The sequence below is a fragment of the Enterobacter sp. Cy-643 genome (assembly GCF_011752815.1).
Lineage (GTDB): Bacteria > Pseudomonadota > Gammaproteobacteria > Enterobacterales > Enterobacteriaceae > Cedecea.
In genome coordinates this window covers 884,727-902,589 of record NZ_VWWV01000002.1, presented here as the reverse complement: position 1 = coordinate 902,589, position 17,863 = coordinate 884,727, and the positions used below count along the sequence as shown (strand labels likewise).

13 protein-coding genes are annotated in these 17,863 nt (G+C 60.0%); 6 read left to right on the top strand and 7 right to left on the bottom strand.

Annotated elements, in window-relative coordinates; genetic code table 11:
• Positions 1-220 precede the first annotated feature (220 nt).
• Positions 221-3,001, top strand: a complete 2,781-nt coding sequence (locus tag F3J29_RS12585; protein ID WP_166866470.1) for a flavocytochrome c — start codon at positions 221-223, stop codon at positions 2,999-3,001.
• Between the two features lie 58 nt (positions 3,002-3,059).
• Positions 3,060-4,028, top strand: a complete 969-nt coding sequence (locus tag F3J29_RS12580; protein ID WP_166866468.1) for an FAD:protein FMN transferase — start codon at positions 3,060-3,062, stop codon at positions 4,026-4,028.
• On the opposite strand, the gene dcuR is transcribed toward F3J29_RS12580, so the two are convergent.
• The 3 genes from dcuR to F3J29_RS12565 all read right to left on the bottom strand — a co-directional run bounded on the left by dcuR (position 4,009) and on the right by F3J29_RS12565 (position 7,176).
• Entirely contained in the window at positions 4,009-4,728 is a 720-nt protein-coding gene (gene dcuR / locus F3J29_RS12575; protein ID WP_061277108.1) for a two-component system response regulator DcuR, read from the bottom strand. The two genes, F3J29_RS12580 and dcuR, sit on opposite strands and share 20 nt — an antisense overlap.
• Entirely contained in the window at positions 4,725-6,347 is a 1,623-nt protein-coding gene (locus F3J29_RS12570; protein ID WP_166866466.1) for a sensor histidine kinase, read from the bottom strand. Before F3J29_RS12570 ends, dcuR begins: the two co-directional genes overlap by 4 nt.
• A gap of 64 nt (positions 6,348-6,411) precedes the next feature.
• Complete coding sequence (locus F3J29_RS12565; RefSeq protein WP_166866465.1) at positions 6,412-7,176, bottom strand: AraC family transcriptional regulator; 765 nt, start codon at positions 7,174-7,176, stop codon at positions 6,412-6,414.
• Between the two features lie 180 nt (positions 7,177-7,356).
• Between F3J29_RS12565 and F3J29_RS12560 the strand changes: the two genes are divergently transcribed.
• The 4 genes from F3J29_RS12560 to F3J29_RS12545 are packed head-to-tail and all read left to right on the top strand — an operon-like array spanning position 7,357 to position 13,997.
• Complete coding sequence (locus F3J29_RS12560) at positions 7,357-9,489, top strand: TonB-dependent siderophore receptor (RefSeq protein ID WP_166866463.1); 2,133 nt, start codon at positions 7,357-7,359, stop codon at positions 9,487-9,489.
• Between the two features lie 4 nt (positions 9,490-9,493).
• Complete coding sequence (locus F3J29_RS12555) at positions 9,494-10,354, top strand: ABC transporter substrate-binding protein (RefSeq protein ID WP_166866461.1); 861 nt, start codon at positions 9,494-9,496, stop codon at positions 10,352-10,354.
• Positions 10,347-12,344: a Fe(3+)-hydroxamate ABC transporter permease FhuB gene (fhuB, locus tag F3J29_RS12550; protein WP_166866459.1), complete on the top strand. Its 1,998-nt coding sequence runs from the start codon at positions 10,347-10,349 to the stop codon at positions 12,342-12,344. Before F3J29_RS12555 ends, fhuB begins: the two co-directional genes overlap by 8 nt.
• A 33-nt stretch (positions 12,345-12,377) precedes the next feature.
• Entirely contained in the window at positions 12,378-13,997 is a 1,620-nt protein-coding gene (locus F3J29_RS12545; protein WP_166866457.1) for a cyclic peptide export ABC transporter, read from the top strand.
• 9 nt (positions 13,998-14,006) lie between these two features.
• On the opposite strand, the gene F3J29_RS12540 is transcribed toward F3J29_RS12545, so the two are convergent.
• Genes F3J29_RS12540 through F3J29_RS12525 form a run of 4 tightly spaced genes read right to left on the bottom strand, consistent with a single transcriptional unit; the run spans position 14,007 to position 17,852 of the window.
• On the bottom strand, positions 14,007-14,972 hold the full coding sequence (locus F3J29_RS12540) for an ABC transporter ATP-binding protein (protein ID WP_166866456.1): 966 nt from the start codon (positions 14,970-14,972) through the stop codon (positions 14,007-14,009).
• Positions 14,969-15,949 (bottom strand): ABC transporter ATP-binding protein, encoded by a 981-nt coding sequence (locus F3J29_RS12535; RefSeq protein ID WP_166866454.1) that lies wholly within the window; start codon positions 15,947-15,949, stop codon positions 14,969-14,971. Before F3J29_RS12535 ends, F3J29_RS12540 begins: the two co-directional genes overlap by 4 nt.
• The gene (gene opp4C, locus F3J29_RS12530; protein ID WP_166866690.1) at positions 15,946-16,893 is read right to left on the bottom strand and encodes an oligopeptide ABC transporter permease; all 948 of its coding nucleotides are present in this window, start codon (positions 16,891-16,893) and stop codon (positions 15,946-15,948) included. The genes F3J29_RS12535 and opp4C overlap by 4 nt, the downstream gene beginning before the upstream one ends.
• Positions 16,893-17,852 carry an ABC transporter permease gene (locus tag F3J29_RS12525; RefSeq protein ID WP_166866452.1) on the bottom strand — a complete coding sequence of 320 codons (960 nt, stop codon included), beginning with the start codon at positions 17,850-17,852 and terminating at the stop codon, positions 16,893-16,895. Before F3J29_RS12525 ends, opp4C begins: the two co-directional genes overlap by 1 nt.
• Positions 17,853-17,863: the final 11 nt, after the last annotated feature.

The following is a 17,863-nucleotide window of genomic DNA, read 5'->3' as shown; positions in this document are numbered from 1 at the left end:
ATATTAATTTAATAAGCTGTTATCTTTTATATTTTAATTAATAACACGTTATGGGTAATTGTGTTATTGCGGTTCTTTAATAGTTTTTAAACTAACGTAAATAGTTTGGTAACTAAAAATAGTCTTATATTGTTGATATGCGAAATGGCCAATAACCAGAACCAAAATAGTGCCAGCAACCGAATTCTCAGTTTTAAATTTAAAGTTTGGAGTCGACATTATGAGCACCGACAAAAACATGTTAAGCCCATTTACTTTACCCAACGGTACGGCATTAAAAAATCGTCTGCTTATGGCACCGATGACCACCTGTACCGGGTATTTTGATGGCACCGTGACCGAAGAGCTGGTGGAGTACTACCGCGTCCGCGCCGGGAGCATCGGCACCATCGTGGTGGAATGCTGCTTCATTGATGACCTGGGCCTGGCCTTCCCTGGCGCTATCGGAATAGATAGCGATGAAAAAATTGCCGGGCTGGCTAAAATCGCCGCCGCAATCAAGGCCGAAGGGTCAAGAGCCCTGCTGCAGATTTATCACGGCGGCCGCATGGTCGACCCTAAACTCATCGGTGGCCGTACGCCGGTTGGCCCGAGTGCGCTGGCCGCACCTCGCGACGGCGCAGCAACGCCGCTTGCCCTGACCACAGAAGAAGTGGCAGGCATGGTGACTAAATTTGGTGAGGCCGTTCGCCGCGCTATTCAGGCCGGTTTCGACGGCGTGGAAATCCACGGCGCGAACACTTACCTGATTCAACAGTTCTACTCCCCGAACTCAAACCAGCGTGACGACGAATGGGGCGGTAGCCGCGACAACCGCGCTAAATTCCCGCTCGCCGTGCTGGATATTACCCATCAGATGGTGCGCCAGTACGCCGACGATGCCTTCATCATCGGCTACCGTTTCTCCCCGGAAGAGCTTGAAGTGCCTGGGATTCGTTTCGACGACACCATGTACCTGCTGGAAAAACTGGCCGCGCGAGGCCTGGACTACCTGCACTTCTCTCTGGGTTACTCGCTGCGTCCGTCCATTAACGACACCACCGATCCGACGCCGCTGATCGACAAATACTGTGCAATGCGTTCCGACGCGCTGGCGCAAATCCCGGTGATGGGCGTGGGCGGCATCGTGAATGCTTCCGACGTGGAAACCGCGCTGGAGCACGGGTATGACCTGGTGGCCGTAGGCCGCGCCTGCATTGCCTACCCGGACTGGACTGCCCGCATCGCCAACGGCGAAGTGCTGGATTTGTTCATCGACAGCACCAAACGCGAAGAATTGACCATCCCTGAGCCGCTGTGGCGCTTCTCGCTGGTCGAGGCGATGATTCGCGACATGAGCATGGGCGGCGCCTCTAAATTTAAACCCGGGATCTTCGAAGAAACCGTCAGCGATGACGTCAACCAGCTGGTGATTAACGTCAGCCTCGACAGCGATCGCATCGCCGATATCGCGCTGGCTGCTGGCCCGCAGGACGACGTAGAGTTCACCACTCACTTCGAAGAAATTCGTACCCGCATCCTGACCGCCAACTCACCGTTTGTGGATGCCATTTCCGGCGCGACTTCCCAGAGCGAAGCGGTGAAAAAAGCCGTTTCTAAAGCGATGGTGAAATCCAGCAAGCAGCAGGCGTTTGAAGAAAGCGGCGGCGTTAGCGCCCCACAGAGCTACGACGTGGTTGTGGTTGGCAGCGGCGGTGCCGGTCTGGCGGCGGCGATTCAGGCGCATGACGAAGGCGCCAGCGTGCTGATCGTTGAGAAGATGCCGTCCATTGGCGGGAATACCGTTAAGGCATCTGCCGGGATGAACGCGGCGGAAACCCGCTTCCAGCGCGTCAAAGGCATTTTCGACAGCAAAGAGCTGTTCTATGCCGAAACGCTGAAAGGTGGCTATAACAAAAACAATCCGGAGCTGCTGCACCGCTTTGTGGAAAACGCGCCACAGGCCATTGAGTGGCTGGCGGATCGCGGCATCATGCTGAACGACATCACCACTACTGGCGGGATGAGCATTGACCGCACCCACCGCCCACGCGACGGATCGGCGGTTGGCGGTTACCTGATCAGCGGCCTGCTGCGTAACATCAACAAACGCAGCATCGACGTGCTGATGGAAACGGCGGTAACGGAAATCCTGTTTGACCAGGGCGCGGTGAGCGGCGTGGCGCTGCTCACGGACGAAAACGAAGCGCTGACCATCCACGCGAAAAGCGTTATCGTGGCGACCGGCGGCTTCAGCGCCAACAGCTCGATGGTGGTGAAATACCGCCCGGATTTGGAAGGTTTTGTCACCACTAACCACAAAGGTGCCACGGGCGGCGGCATCGCGCTGCTGGAAAAACTGGGCGCAGGCACCGTGGATATGGGCGAAATTCAGATTCACCCCACCGTGGAACAAACCACCTCGTACCTGATTTCCGAGTCCATTCGCGGCGGCGGCGCTATCCTCGTGAATCAAAAAGGCAGCCGCTTCTTCAACGAAATGGAAACCCGCGATAAAGTGTCGGCGCAGATTATCGCGCTGCCGGAGAAATACGCTTACATCGTGTTCGACGAGAACGTTCGCACCAAAAACAAAGCGGCGGATGAGTACATTGCCAAAGGCTTTGTGGTCAGCGCCCAAGGGCCTCGCGAACTGGCGGAGAAACTGGGGATGGATTACCACGCCTTCCTCGCCACGCTTGAGCGTTACAACGGCTTTGTGGAAAATCAGTACGACGAAGATTTTGGCCGTAAAACCGCGCTGCGTAACCCGATTAAAGATGGCCCGTTCCACGCCATCCGCATCGCTCCTGGGGTGCACCACACCATGGGCGGCGTGACCATCAACGCCGAAACCGAAGTGCTGGATAAACAGCATCAGGTTATCCCTGGCGCGTTCGCGGCGGGTGAAGTGGCCGGGGGGATTCACGGCGGCAACCGTATCGGCGGTAACGCGGTGGCGGATATTATTGTCTTTGGTACCCTGGCGGGCCATCAAGCGGCAAGCTGGGCAAAACGCTAAGCCCAACTGCGCTCCGGCCTTTGCCGGGGCGCAACCTTTTCAGCAAAAGGAGCCCGCTATGTCACAACCCGAAGGTGTTTATGGCTACTCCGCCGTTTTAATGGGCTCGCCCATTCTCCTCAAGCTGTTCGAACCCAATGAAACCCTTGCCTCTCAGGTATTCCGCCTGATCAAACACTACGAAGATCTGCTCACCGTGAACCGGGCCGAATCCCAGGTGATGAGTATCAATCACGCCGCGGGCAAGCATCCGGTTGCCGTCAGCCGCCCGGTGTTTGAGCTGATCAAGTGCGCCAAAGCCGCCAGTCAGTTTCCCGACAGTATTTTTAATCTCGCCATTGGCCCGCTGGTAAAGCGCTGGAAGATTGGTTTCAAGGGCGACAGCGTGCCTCCGGCAGAGGACATTGCCGCGCTATTGCCGCGCACGCAGCCGCATCAGGTGGTGCTGGACGAAGCCGAAGGCAGCGTTTACCTGGCACATAGCGGGATGGAAATCGACCTGGGCGCGATAGCCAAGGGCTACATTGCAGACCGGGTTCGTGATTTTCTCCAGCGGCAGGGCGTGGCGCAGGGGCTGATTAACCTCGGCGGCAACGTGCAGACGCTTGGCTCGCCGGCAGGCGGCTGGTCTATCGGGCTGAAAAAGCCGTTTAGCGGCCCGGAAGAGATGCTGGGCGTGATTGAGGTGGCGAACAAATCGGTGGTGACGTCCGGCGTTTACGAGCGCTATTTCGAGCTGGACGGTAAACGCTATCACCATATTCTCGACCCGCGCACGGGCTACCCGCTGGACAATGAGCTGGATAGCGTGACGATCGTGTCGACTGACTCTTTAGACGGGGATATCTGGACGACGTTGATTTACGGGATGGGCATAGAAAAGGGCTGTGCCGTGCTGGCGAATCGCCCCGATATCGAGGCGATTTTTGTCACCAAACAGCGAGAGATTATCCTCTCTTCTGCCAGCCAGTTCCGCTTTACGTTACTGGATGACAGCTACCAATTGATTACTGGCAGTACTGCTTGAGCAGGCCAAGCTGTTCGGCCTGCAGGCGATAGCGGTACACCGGGCGGCCGGTCATGCCGTAATGAATGCTGGTGAACAGAATATTAATCTGCGCCAGCCAGATCAGATACTTACGGCATGATACGCGAGAGATATTCACCGCCGCCGCCAGTTCGTCGGTGGAAAATTCTTCCGTCGGGTGGGTGTCGATCCACTGGCAAATGGTGCGCAGCGTTTGCGGCGTCAGCCCCTTCGGCAGGCGCTTGGCGTCCGCCACCACCGGCGAGCCACCGTGCAGCAGCCGGTCAACGTCCGCCTGCTCGTAGTATTTGTGGGTGCCCATCAGGTTTTTCTTTTCGCGCCAGTTGGTTAACGCTTCTTCAAAGCGCGGGAACTGGAACGGTTTAATCAGGTAATCCACCACGCCGTAGTGCATCGACTTTTGAATAGTCGCCGCGTCCGCCGCCGACGAGATAACGATCACATCGATGGTTTTCCCCGCTTCACGCAGCGTTGGCAGCAGATCCAGACCGTTGTCCTGCTGCATATAAACATCCAGCAGGATCAGATCTATTTTTAGCTCCGGGTTGCTGACCATCTCCCGCGCCTGTTTCAGCGTGGAGGCGGAACCACAGCAGGTAAAGCCCGGGATTTGGCTGACGTAGGCGCGGTTAAGCTCCGCGACCATCGCATCATCATCAACAATTAAGACATTAATCACGCATTGTTCCTTTCACTATCCCAGGGTAACTGCACAAAGAATTGGGTGAAGACGCCGGGTTCTGACTCCACCTGAATACTGCCGCCAAGGCGCTCGAGCTGCTGCCTGGCAAGGAACAACCCCACGCCACGCTGCTCGCCTTTGGTGGAGTAGCCTTTGTCAAAAATAGACTGAATATGGTCCGGATCGATCCCTGGCCCGTCGTCGCTGACTTCCACGCTTAGCACGCCGTTCTGGTAGTGCAGCAGCACGCCTACTTCGCCATCAGGCTGGTCGCCCATCGCGTCCAGCGCGTTTTCAATCAGGTTGCCGAGCGCGGTAATCAACGCCATCACCTGAAGTTCGTTCGGGTTGTCCGGCAGCTGGCATTCGTCGGCAAGCGCCAGATGGTGGCCCGCTTCCCGGGCGCGGTTGATCTTGCCAATCAGGAATCCGGCAATCACCGGCGACTTAATTTTGCTCTGCAGCGTGCCAATTTCCGTCTGGTAATTGCTGGCGGTTTGCAGAATGTACTCTTCAAGCTTGTCGTAATGTTTAAGCTGCAGCAGGCCAAGAATGACGTGCAGTTTATTCATAAATTCGTGTGAGCGCTCGCGCAGCGCGTCGACATAATTGACCATGCCGTCTACACGCTGGGTCAACAAATTGATTTCAGTCTTGTCCCGGAAGGTGCTAATGGCGCCGATTACCTGATTATTTATACGAATTGGCACCGCATTACACAAGACCAGGCGGCCATAGCTGATGATTTGCCTGTCCTGAATCGGCGTGCCGGTGTGCAGCACTTCGCACAGCGTGGCCACCAGCGGCCCCGGCGGCACGGTTTTGCCGAGGCGGAAATCGTCCGGCGAGAGCAGCATTTTGCGCGCCGCGTGGTTGATGAGCGTTACCCGGCCTTCGCGGTCGACGGCGATAATGCCCTCTTTAACGGATTGCAGCATCGCCTGGCGCTGCTCGAACAGCGCGGATATTTCATACGGCTCGAAGCCGAACAGAATGCGTTTCAGCACGCGCACCAGCACCCAGGTGCCGAGCGAGCCAAACAGGGCGCTGAATAACACCGTCCAGAGCACGCTCCAGCGGCTCTTGCTGATCTGCTCGTCCACTTTGCTCAGCGAGATGCCGATGGCGACCACGCCTATCTGCTTATGCTGTTCGTTATAGACCGGCGTAAAGACGCGCAGGGCTTCTGCCAGCACGCCGTGGTTGATCGAGACATTCTCTTTGCCCTCCAGCGCCGGGAAAATGTCGTCGCCAATAAAATGCGAGCCAATATTGCCGGGTTGGGGATGCGAATAGCGAATGCCGTTCATGTCGGTCACCACCACGAACAGCAGGTCGTTACGCTCCTGCACGCGGGTGGCTACCGGCGGAATAATGTCCTTGCTGTGGGGCTGCGTCAGGCCGTATTTGATCGTCGGATCGTCGGCCAGGGTTCTCGCCACCGCCAGCGCGGTATCTTTCAGGCCGCTGCGGGTGGCATTGCTGATCTGGATAAAGTACAGCGCGTAGACCACAAGCAGCACCGAGCCGATAACGGCGCACAGCATCAGCGTTACCGAGGTGCTGAGTTTCATCGGGCGCTTGGCCGTCGTTTGCGGGGGCTTCGTGTCGCTCATGGTTGTTCCGGTCCGGGGCGCAAACGGTGATTATCGCCGATGGAACCGGATTGTAAAAGCCGTGTCAGAGATAGCGGCCAATATACCTCTGCGGGGAAACGCCCAGCTTTTTCCGGAACATAGCGATAAACGCGCTGCTGCTGGCGTAACCGAGCGTGCTCGAGAGGTTGCTGATGGTGGTGCCGCGCGCAAGGTGGCAGACGGCTTCCACCAGGTGCATTTGCTGCCGCCATTCGGTAAAGCTGAGCTGTGTTTCTTCCCGGAACAGCCTCGCCAGGGTTCTTTCGCTCGCGCCCACCCGTTTGCCCCACCAGGCCAGGGTTTCCCGCTGGGAAAGGTCGCTGCACAGCGCATCACAAAGCTGGCGAATACGCCTGTCGTGGGGAAGGGTGATATGGCACAGGGCAATATCCTGCAGGCGCAGCAGCTCGTTGTGCAGCAGGTCGTGCAATAGCTGGCTTCGCTGCGGGTCGGCTGTTTTTTCCAGGCCAGCGACGGTCAGGGACTGAAACAGCGGCGTGACGGCCAGGCTGCGGCTGTGGCGGCTGAACGTTGCGGAAGCGGCAGGCGTCATGTAGAGATTGTGGGTGACCACGTTGCCGATGGCTTCCAGGCCGTGAGGCAGGCGCCCCGGCAGCCAAAGCGCGTGGCCGGGGGCGACCACCCAGACGTTTTGCTCGCTGCGGATTTTTGCCACGCCGTTGACCGGGTAAATGAGCTGGCCCTGTTCGTGGGCGTGAAACGGCTCCTGGCTTCCTGCGCTATAATGAAGTTCTCGTACTTCCAGAAACGCTTCCTGCGGACTCTGCTGTGTGAATTGCTTTATCATCTGTTGCCTGCCGTTCGTCCGATTCTCGCCATTTCATGATGCAGTAGCGCGATAAGACAATCTCTGTCCGCTTTGCGATATCTTTCCATCAGGTCGCGCTATTCTGCCACGGGTGCTCTTCTCTTTTAAAGGTGAATAATTATCATTTCGATCCTCTTCTTATAACATGATACGGTCGATATGAAACAGGGCGGATGGGTAAACGGGAATATGCCTTTAAAGGCGTTAAGTTGTGCGGTCTTTGCGGCGTGCGCGGGCTTTGCCCATGCGGCGGATAAAGCAGCGGCACAGGACAGCACGATGGTGGTTACGGCTGCGGCGCCTTCTTCTTCCGGGCAGGAAGATGAAACCAATGTGGTGGCACATGAGGCGGTAGCCGGGACGAAATCCAGTTCGCTGATTAGCCGTACGCCGCAGAGTATTTCGGTGGTGACGCAGGCGCAAATCGCGGCCATGGCGGCAAAAAATATTCCCCAGACGCTGCGCTATATCGCGGGCGTCTCCTCGGAAGATGCCGGCCCGGATACCCGCTTCGACACCATCATGGTGCGCGGCTTTGAAGCTGACGAATATCTGGACGGCCTGCGCCTGCCGCGCGAAGCCTGGTGGAGCCGCCCGGCGTGGGACCCGTTCCTGCTCTCCCGCATTGAAGTGGTCAAAGGGCCTGCTTCTGTGCTCTACGGTCAGGCGAACCCCGGCGGCGTAGTGAACCTCGTGAGCAAAACGCCCCAGGCCCAGCCGGGCGGCCAGGTTTACGTCAGCGCCGGGAATAACAGCCAGTTTGGCACCGGCTTTGACGTCACCGGCCCGCTGACCGACAGCAAAGAATGGCTTGGCCGCGTGGCAGGCACCTTCTTCGACACCAAAACGCAGGTCGATCACACCCGCTACCAGCACTACGACATCGCTCCGTCCGTGACCTGGCAGCCAAACGATCGCACCAGCCTGACGCTGCTGGCCCAGCTGCGCCAGGATCCTGACACCGGTTTCTATAACATGCTGCCGGTGAAGGGCACGCTGGTGAACAACCCGAACGGCAACATCGGCACCCATTTCTACGGTGGTCAGCCGGGCTTTGATTCCTACACCCGCAGGCAGGGCAGCATCGGCTATCAGTTCCGTACCGAATTGAACGATAACATTACGCTGCGCCAGAACGTGCGCTACATCAGCAGCAGCGCCGATTACCGCATGGTGTACCCGTTCGGGACGTACCCAACCCAGCCGCTGGTTGACCGCTACTCGATGAACCTTACAGAGACGATGAGCAACTTTGCGGCGGATAACCAGGGCGAGTTTCGGTTTGATACCGGCCCGGTGTCGCACACCGCGCTGCTGGGCGTGGACGTAATGCACTCTTCGGTGCGCAGCCAGGCGGGCTACGGCGACGCTTCGCCGCTGAATTACCTCAACCCGGACTACAGCACCCCGGTGGAGATCCCGGCGTTTACCAGCAACAGCCATTCAACGATGGATCAAATGGGGCTTTACCTGCAGGATCAGCTGGCGCTGGACAACTGGGTGATGAGCCTGGCGGGGCGTTACGATAAGGCGCAGACCAAAGCCACCAACCTGCTGAACGATACTCATCAGACCCGAAACGACTACGCGACAACCGGTCGGGCGGGACTGCTGTATCACTTTGATAACGGCATTGCGCCGTACATCAGCTACTCCACTTCGTTTGTGCCGAGCGCCGGTACCGACTTTAACGGCAACGCGTTTAAGCCGACAAAGGGCAAGCAAACCGAAGTCGGGCTGAAGTACGATCCGGTTGGGATGGACGCGCTGTTTACCCTGGCGCTGTTCGATCTGCGTCAAACCAACGTCGCCACGCCGGATCCCGATCACGTGAACTACAGCGTGCAGACTGGGGAGATCCGTTCTCGCGGGATCGAACTGGAAGGCAAAGTGAACGTCACGCCAGCCTGGCAGATCCTCGCCTCTTACTCGCTGACCGACCCGAAAGTGCTGCAGGCGAACGACGGCAGCGAGGGGAAACATCCTATGGGGATTTCTCGTAACCTGGCCAAGCTCTGGAGCCAGTACGCGTTCAGCGGCCCGCTGGATGGTTTCTCCCTCGGCGGCGGCGTGCGCTATGTTGGCCCAAGCTATGCGACAACCGACAACTCGCTGCAGGTGCCGGGCGCCACGGTGTATGACGCCCGCATCGGCTGGCAGTACCGCCAGTGGCAGGTTGCCCTTAACGCCGCTAACCTGACGAACAAAACCTACCTTGCAGCCTGCCAAAACAACGGCTGTGAGTACGCGGTTAAGCGTCAGTACGTGGCAACGTTAAGCTACCAGTGGTAAGCGAATGCTCTCCCGCAGACGTTTACTGACCTTTGCGCTGGCCGCTCCGTTTATCGGGGCGGCTGGTGCCGTTTCCGGGCCTCCGCAGCGCCTGGCGGTACTGGACTGGGGGTTAACCGAGCTGATTCTGGCGCTCGGCGTGACGCCGCAGTCGGTATCTGCGCCCGACTGGTACCGCAAGCTGATAGGCACGCCGGAACTGCCCGCCAGCGTGGTGGATATTGGCCTGCTGTTTCAGCCAAACCTCGAAACGCTTTACGCTCTGAAGCCCGATCTGATCGTTATCACCCCCGGCCACGCGCTGCTTAAGCCGCAGCTGGATCGTATTGCGCCCACGCTGACTCTGCCGACCGGCAGCCTCGCGGAATGGCAAATTTCCCTCGACAAGCTGGCTGCTGTACTCCAGCGGCAGGCGCAGGCCCGTGCGATCGCTGCGGCTTTTGAACAGGCTGCGCTTCGTGCCCGAGAGGTCGCCCCGGCTTATCAACGTCCGCTGTTTATCGCCACGCCGGTAGACGCACTGCATATGCGGCTTTACGGCGCGGGCAGCCTCGCCGGAGATGTGCTGTCCCGCTGTGGGTTCAGCAATGCCTGGCGCGGCGGCGTTAACGCGCAGGGCGAGGCAATGGTCGAGCTGACGCGCATTGGGGCAGACAATGCCGGGCTGATTCTTTTGCCCGAGGACGGGCAATGGCCGCAGATCCAACGCTGGCGGAGTTCACTGCTTTGGCAGCGCCTGCCGCTCACCTCTCAGACTCAGCTGGCTTTCCCGGCGCAAAAATTTAATTCCGGTGGCGCGCTGGTGACGGCCACGCGCATTGCCGAAGCATTAGGGCAAATCGTGGCGGGGTGGCGGCATGGCTGAGACGGGAAAAACGACGGCTGCCTGGCTGCTGATCGCCGGGCTTTGGCTGGCGAGCATTGTCCTGGCGCTGCAAAACGTGGCGCAGCAGGGCGGGCTTTTGCACGGCCTGAACGTGCTGTTTAGCGCGCAAATGCCTGACGCGCAGGCGGTGATCCTGCATTCCATGTGGTTCCCACGCCAGGTGATGGCCTGGCTCGGTGGCGGTGCGCTGGCCCTCTGCGGCTGGCTAATGCAGCGGGCGCTGCGTAATCCGCTGGCGGAGCCTATTACCCTCGGCATGACTTCCGGCGCGACGCTGGCGTTAGGCGTGGCGTCGATGTGGTTCCCGGCCTCGCTGCTGTCGGCGCGTACCGGGGTGGTGATTGCCGGGGAAGTTGCCGCCTTGCTGCTGGTGTTGCTGCTTTCCTGGCGGCAGCGCCTGTCGCCGCTGGTGATGATTCAGGCGGGGATGCTGGTCAACCTGTGGTGCGGCTCGCTGACGATGATCATGGCGGTGATCAACGACCGCTTTCTGCTGTCGGTTTTGATGTGGGGCGGCGGTTCGCTGGCGCAGCAGGACTGGGGGGGCGTGACGGCGATTTTGCCCTGGCTCGGGCTGTGCGGCCTGGCTTTGCTGCTGTTGCTGCGCCCGCTGGCGCTGCTCAGGCTCCCGGAGGCGATGGTGAGCAGCCTGGGGGCTTCTCCGCTGCTGATCCGTTCGGCAGCAATGGCGCTGGCGTTGGTGATGAGTGCCCTAATCATTAACAGCGTCGGGGTGATTGGTTTTATCGGCCTGGCTGCCCCGCATCTGGCGCGCTTAGGCGGGGCGCGCACCACGCGGCAAATGCTTTGCCATTCGCTGCTTATTGGGGCCGGTTTACTGTGGTTTACCGACCTGTGCGTCAGCCGTATTACGCTGCTGGACGGGCAGCTGCTGCCGGTGGGGATGTTAACTGCCCTGACCGGCGGGCCGCTGCTGATCCTGCTGGCGGGCAAGGCCCGGCATCAGGTGCTGGACACCACGCCTTCGGCTTACGAAGGCGAAGCGGGCGGCGTGCGCTTTCCGGCGGGCATGGCTTTTGCGCTGCTGCTGGTAGCTGTTGTGCTGTCGCTGTTTGTCGGCCAGGGACTGCACGGCTGGCACTGGACGACCCTTGCGGAACAGCCTGCTTTGCTGCCCATGCGCCTGCCGCGCCTGCTGGCGGCACTGAGCGCCGGAGCTTTGCTGGCGGCGGCGGGCGTATTGATGCAGCGCGTGAGCGGTAATCCGCTGGCAAGCCCGGAGATCCTCGGCATCGGCGGGGGAGCGGCGATGGGCGTGACGGCATTTCTGCTGCTATTCCCGACGGGCGGGACGGGGCTGATGATCCTCAGCAGCGCCGCCGGGGCGTTGATCAGTCTGCTGGTGACGCTGTGGAGCAGCCGCCAGAGCGCCTTTAACCCCCAGCGGGTGCTGCTGAACGGCCTGGCGCTGAATGCGTTATTCCAGGCCATAGCCAGTGTCGTGATGCTGAATAACCGCCAGGCCAGTTCTATGTTGCTGCAGCTGATGACCGGCAGCACCTACTACGTCAACAACGGCATCGCCATCGGGGTGTTCTTTGCCATGTTGCTGCTGTTGGCGGTTTCTCCGCTGTGCAAACGCTGGCTACTGCTGCTGCCGCTCGGGCAGGTGAGCGGCTCGCTGGGCGTGAATGTCGCCCGGGCAAGGATTAGCGTGCTGGCGCTGGCCGCATTGATGACCGGTCTGGCCACGCTGATCGTCGGACCGGTGTCGTTTGTCGGGCTGCTGGGGCCGCATCTGGCGCGTAAAGCCGGCGCGAAACGGCCTGTGGCACAGCTGTTCACCGCCGCGCTGTTGTCCGCGCTGATTATGGTGCTGGCGGACTGGATGGGCCGCAATTTTCTTTATCCGCGCCAGCTGCCCGTGGGGCTGATGGCGTCGCTGGTCGGCGTACCGCTGCTGGTATGGCCGCTGATCCGAAGCCGGGCGCATACACATCAACAATAGCGCCGGGAGAGTAATGTCGAAAAGGAAGCAACAATGTCTCTGTTAATGATGCTGTTTCGCCTGGTGGGCGGCTGGCTGGTGCTGGCGGCGTTTGCCGGCGTGGTCAGCGGGCTAAGCAACGCCTCGCTGCTGGCGGTGATCAACCATAGCCTGACGTTGCCGCCCGGCGGGCTGGCCGACGTGGCGCTGAAGTTTGTGCTGCTGGCCGCGTTAATGCTGGGCACCCGCGTGCTGGCCGAAACGCTGTTTATGTGGCTCGGGCAAAAAGTGAAGGCCAGGCTGCGCAAAGACGTGGTGAATCACGTCAGCGAAACAGCCTGGGCGCAGCTGGAGAAAACCGGCATGGCAAAGGCGGTGTCCATTCTGACCCAGGATCTCGACACGCTCGTGGTCTTTTTCGTTAGCCTGCCGGGGCTGCTTATCTACGGAGCGGCGATTGTCGGCTGCCTGATCTATCTCGGCACGCTGTCGTGGCAGGTCTTGCTGCTGGCGCTGCTGGTGCTTGGCCTGGGGGCGATGGGCTACCGCGCCGCCCACGGTAAAGCGTTGGGGCTGTTGCGTAGCTCGCGGCAGCGGGAAGATACGCTGATTGCCCAGTGTAAAAAACTGTTCGATGGCGGGCGCGAGTTTCGGCTGAATCCGTCGCGCAGACGGCATTTCGTCGACGGACCGCTGAGCGAGAATATCGAGGCGGTGCGCATCGAACGTACTCGCGGGTACGTATTTTACGGCCTGGCGAAAAGCTGGGGCAGCGTGCTGTTCTTCGCGTTTATCGGCGTGGTGCTTTACTGGCTGCGGGAGTCGCTGGCGCTGAGCTCGGCGGTGATGACCGGCTACACGATGATTTTTCTGTACATGATTGTGCCGGTGGAAGGCGTTTTATCGGCGCTGCCGACGGTGACCAGCGCCCGCATCGCGCTCCAGCGAATCGCCCAGCTTAAAACCGACCTGCCGCAGGAAAAGCTGCTGCCGCTAAAAAGCCTGCCGCGTTTTGACGGCCTTGAACTGGCCGATATTCGCTACGAGTATCAGGGCGAAGAGGGGGAACGTTTTACCCTCGGGCCGCTTAATCTTCGTTTCACTCAGGGCGAGCTGGTCTTTCTGGTGGGCGGCAACGGCAGCGGGAAAACCACGCTGGCAAATTTGCTGGTGGGCCTTTACCCGCCGGACAGCGGCGAGCTTCGGCTTAACGGCAGGCTGATAACGCCCGATCAGCGTGAGATCTACCGCCAGCACTTCGCCGTAGTGTTCAATGATTTCTTCCTGTTTGATGACGTGGATAACGTCCACGAGCGCACGGCGGATCAGGTGGACAAACTGCTGCACCTGCTGAAGCTTGACCACAAAGTGGCCTTCCGGGACGGACGTTTCTCGACCACCGCGCTCTCCCAGGGGCAGCGTAAACGCCTTGCGCTGCTGCAGGCGTGGCTGGAGAACCGGCCTTTTTATCTGTTTGACGAATGGGCGGCGGATCAGGATCCCGGCTTTAAAGAGGTGTTCTACAAAGTGCTGCTGCCGATGCTGAAGGCGGAAGGGAAAACGGTGCTCGCCATTACCCACGATGACCGCTATTTCCCGCTGGCGGACAGGCTGATCAAACTGGAGTCCGGGCTGGTGGTGGCAGACAGCGTGCTCAGGCCACTGTCTGCCTGAATCGCAGAGCTACACCAAATGACACGCGACGCGGTGAGCGTCGCCCACTTCTCGCAGCGCCGGAACTTCCTGGCGGCAGCGGTCGGTGACCCGCGGGCAGCGCGAGGAGAAGCGGCAGCCGGAAGGTGGGCGAGAAGGATCGGGGATTTCGCCCTGAATGGCTTCCACCGGCTCGCTGTTCGGATCCAGCGTCGGAACCGCGGCTAACAGCGCCTGTGTATACGGGTGCAGTGGTCGGCTGAACAGCGTGTCGCGGCTGGCGGTTTCCACCAGTTGGCCGAGATACATCACCGCCACGTCGTCGCACAGGTGTTCCACTACGCCGAGATCGTGCGAGATAAACAGAAACGTCACGCCGCGTTCGTCGCGCAGATCGGAAAACAGGTTGATGATCTGCGCCTGAATGGAGACGTCGAGCGCCGAGATCGGTTCGTCTGCAATAATAAAATCGGGGTTAAGGATCAGCGCGCGGGCGATGCCAATACGCTGACGCTGGCCGCCCGAAAACTCATGCGGGAAGCGGGTGTAATGCTGCGGCGCCAGTCCGCAAATTTTCATCACTTCCAGCACGTTGTCCCGCAGTTCGGCGCGGGTGCACAGCTTGTGCTCCAGCATCGCTTCCCCGATGGCATCGCCCACGCGGATGCGCGGGTTTAAAGAGCTGTAAGGATCCTGAAATACCAGCTGGATTTTGGGGCGCAGCGCCCGCGATTCTTTGGCGCTCAACTCACTCAATTCTTTGCCGCGATACTTCACGCTGCCGGCGGTTTTGTCATACAGGCCGAGCAGGGTGCGGCCAACGGTGGTTTTCCCGCTGCCGGACTCGCCCACGAGGCCGAAAATGGTGCCCTGGCGAATGTTAAAGCTGACGCCGTCAACCGCGCGCAGTTCGCCGGTTTGCTGGCCGAACAGCCCGTCGCGCAGCGGGAAGTGTTTTTTGAGTCCTTCGACTTCAATAACGTACTGAGTGTTCACGATGCGGACTCCGCTAACTCACTGTAAAAACAGGCGGCCTGTCGCTGCTGGCCGAGCAGCGCCGGAATGCCCTGGCGGCAGCGCTCGGTGGCGCGTTCGCAGCGATCGGTAAAGGCGCAGTAAGGCGGCAGGGCGGCTAAATCAGGCACCTGGCCGGGGATCGAATAGAGCCTGCGGCGGCGCTCGCCGGGAACAGGCCGGGAGGCTATCAGCCCTTTGGTATACGGGTGCAGCGGCTGGCGGAGCACCTCCGCCGTTGGCCCCTGCTCGACGATGCGTCCGGCATACATCACCACGACGTGTTCCGCCATCTGGGCGATAACGCCGAGATCGTGGGTGATCAGCATCAGCGCCATGCGGTGCTGGCGCGCCTGATCCCGCAGCAGGCGGAGGATCTGCGCCTGAACGGTGACGTCCAGCGCCGTGGTCGGCTCATCGGCAATCAGCAGTTTTGGCCTGCAGCTCAGCGCCATGGCGATCATCACCCGCTGTAACATTCCGCCGGAAAGCTGGTGCGGGTAGCTGGCCATCAGGCTTTCCGCTCGCGCCAGCCCGACGTCGGTCAGCATTTGCGTCGCCAGCTGCCAGGCGGCTTTTGGCGTTTCACCCCGGTGGCGAATTAGCGGTTCGCAAAGCTGGTCGCCGATAGTCAGCACCGGGTTCAGGGCGGTCATCGGCTCCTGGAAAATCATCGCCAGTTCGTTGCCGCGCAAATCTGCCATCTGCGCGGGCTTCAGCCCCAGCAGGTTTTTTCCCTGAAACAGGATTTCGCCGCCGTCGATACGCGCCGCCTGCGGAGGCAGCAGCCCCATCAGCGACATGGCGGTCACGCTTTTGCCGCAGCCTGACTCGCCGACGACGCCGACGGTTTGCCCGGCGCGAACGGTAAACGACACGTCCTGCACGGCGCGCACGCGGCCCGGTTGCCCGGCGAAGGAGAGGGAGAGGTTATTAAACTCAATCAGCGCTTCGTTCATTTCGCCCCTCGCTTCATTTTCGGATCCAGCGCATCGCGCAGGCCGTCGCCCAGCACGTTAATGGCGATCACGGTGATAAAAATGGCGATGCCCGGCGGCATCCACAGCCACGGGCGGCGCTGGAAGTCGATCAGGCTGTTGGCGCTGTCCATCATGTTGCCCCAGGAAGGGGTTGGGGGCACGACGCCGAGGCCGAGGTAGCTCAGCGCTGACTCCATCAGAATGGCGTTAGCCACCGCCATCGTCGCCATGACCACCAGAATCGGAATGGTGTTCGGCAGCAAGTGCCCGAACAGGCGGCGGCGGGCGGAAAGGCCTAATACGCGGGTCGCCAGCATAAAGTCACGTTCGCGCAGGGAGAGGATTTGCCCACGCACCAGGCGCGCCAGCTTCGGCCACTCCAGCAGGCTCAGCATGATAACCACCATGTAAATGCGCGAGTCCGGCGAGAAGTCGAGTTCCGACAGCATCGCGCCCGCGACGATCAGCAGCGGCAGGCTGGGAATGGTCATCACCAGATCCGCCAGACGCATAATCAGTTTGTCGATCCAGCCGCCGAGGTAGCCGGAAACCGCGCCGAGCAGGTAGCCGAGGGTGACCGAGAGCAGCATGGTCAGCAGGCCGATAATTAATGAGATGCGCCCGGCCAGCAGCAGGCGGGTATAGACATCGCGCCCGAGGAAGTCGGTGCCCAGCCAGTGGATTTCGCCCGGCGGCTTGTTGATCATCAGGGCGTCGGTGGCATCGTCCTTCCACGGCGACCAGAGCGGCCCCAGGGCGCACCACACCGCCATCACAATCAACAGAATCAGGCAGAACATCGCCAGGCGGTTGCGCCTCAGCGCCTGCCAGGCCTGGCGCCACGGGGAAGGCGTCACCTGTGCCAGCGCCGGAATTTCGGCCTTGCGCAGGCGGCGGTTAGTCGAAAACAGAGAACTGAGCATCACGACCTCACCCGAATGCGCGGGTCGGCCCACGCGTAAAGCACGTCGGCAATCAGATTGCCGAGGATGGTCAGCACCGCCAGAAATAGCGTGAAGCCCATCAGAACCGGGTAGTCACGGGCGGCGAGGGAATCAATATGAATGTGGCCGGCGCCCGGCCAGTTAAAGATTTTTTCGGTAATTATTGCCCCGGAGAATAGCCCCGGCAGCTCAAAGCCCAGCAGAGTGATGATCGGCAGCAGCGCATTGCGCAGGGCGTGTTTAAGAATAACGGTGCGTTCGCGCAGCCCTTTGGCGCGAGCGGTGCGAATAAAATCCATCTTCACGACGTCCAGCATACTGGCGCGGAAGTAGCGCGTCAGGCTGCCCGCCTGCAGCATCACCAGCGCGAGTACGGGCAGCACAAGGTGGGCGGCAACCTGCACGACCCAGGCCCAGCCGGTGGCGTCGCTGCCGGTGTTGGTCATGCCGCCGACCGGCAGCCAGTGCAGATCTACCGCAAACCACTTGATCAGCAGCAGGCAGAGGAAAAAGGTCGGGAAAGACATGGCGGCGAACACCAGCACGCTGACCAGATGATCAAACAGCGAATTGGGTCTCATGGCCGAAACAATCCCCACCGCCAGACCAATCCCCCAGTAGAACACCAGCGCGATAGCGGCCAGCAGGAAAGAGTTCCAGATGTACTGGTTCAGCAATTGGCTAACGGGGATTTGATATTGCAGAGAGAAGCCCAGGTCTCCCGTCAGCAATTGCCCAAGCCAGTGGATATAGCGGGTGAACAGCGGCTGGTCGAGGCCGTAAATTGCTTTGAGCTCGGCAGCGCGGGCGGCGGTCAGCGTAATGTTACCGTCGATAAAGTCGCCGGGCGTTTTTGCAAACAGCATAAAGATAATAAACGAGGCGAGCAGCAGCATCGGCAGGGTTTGCAGCAGGCGGCGCAGAATAAAATTTTTCATTACGTTCTCAC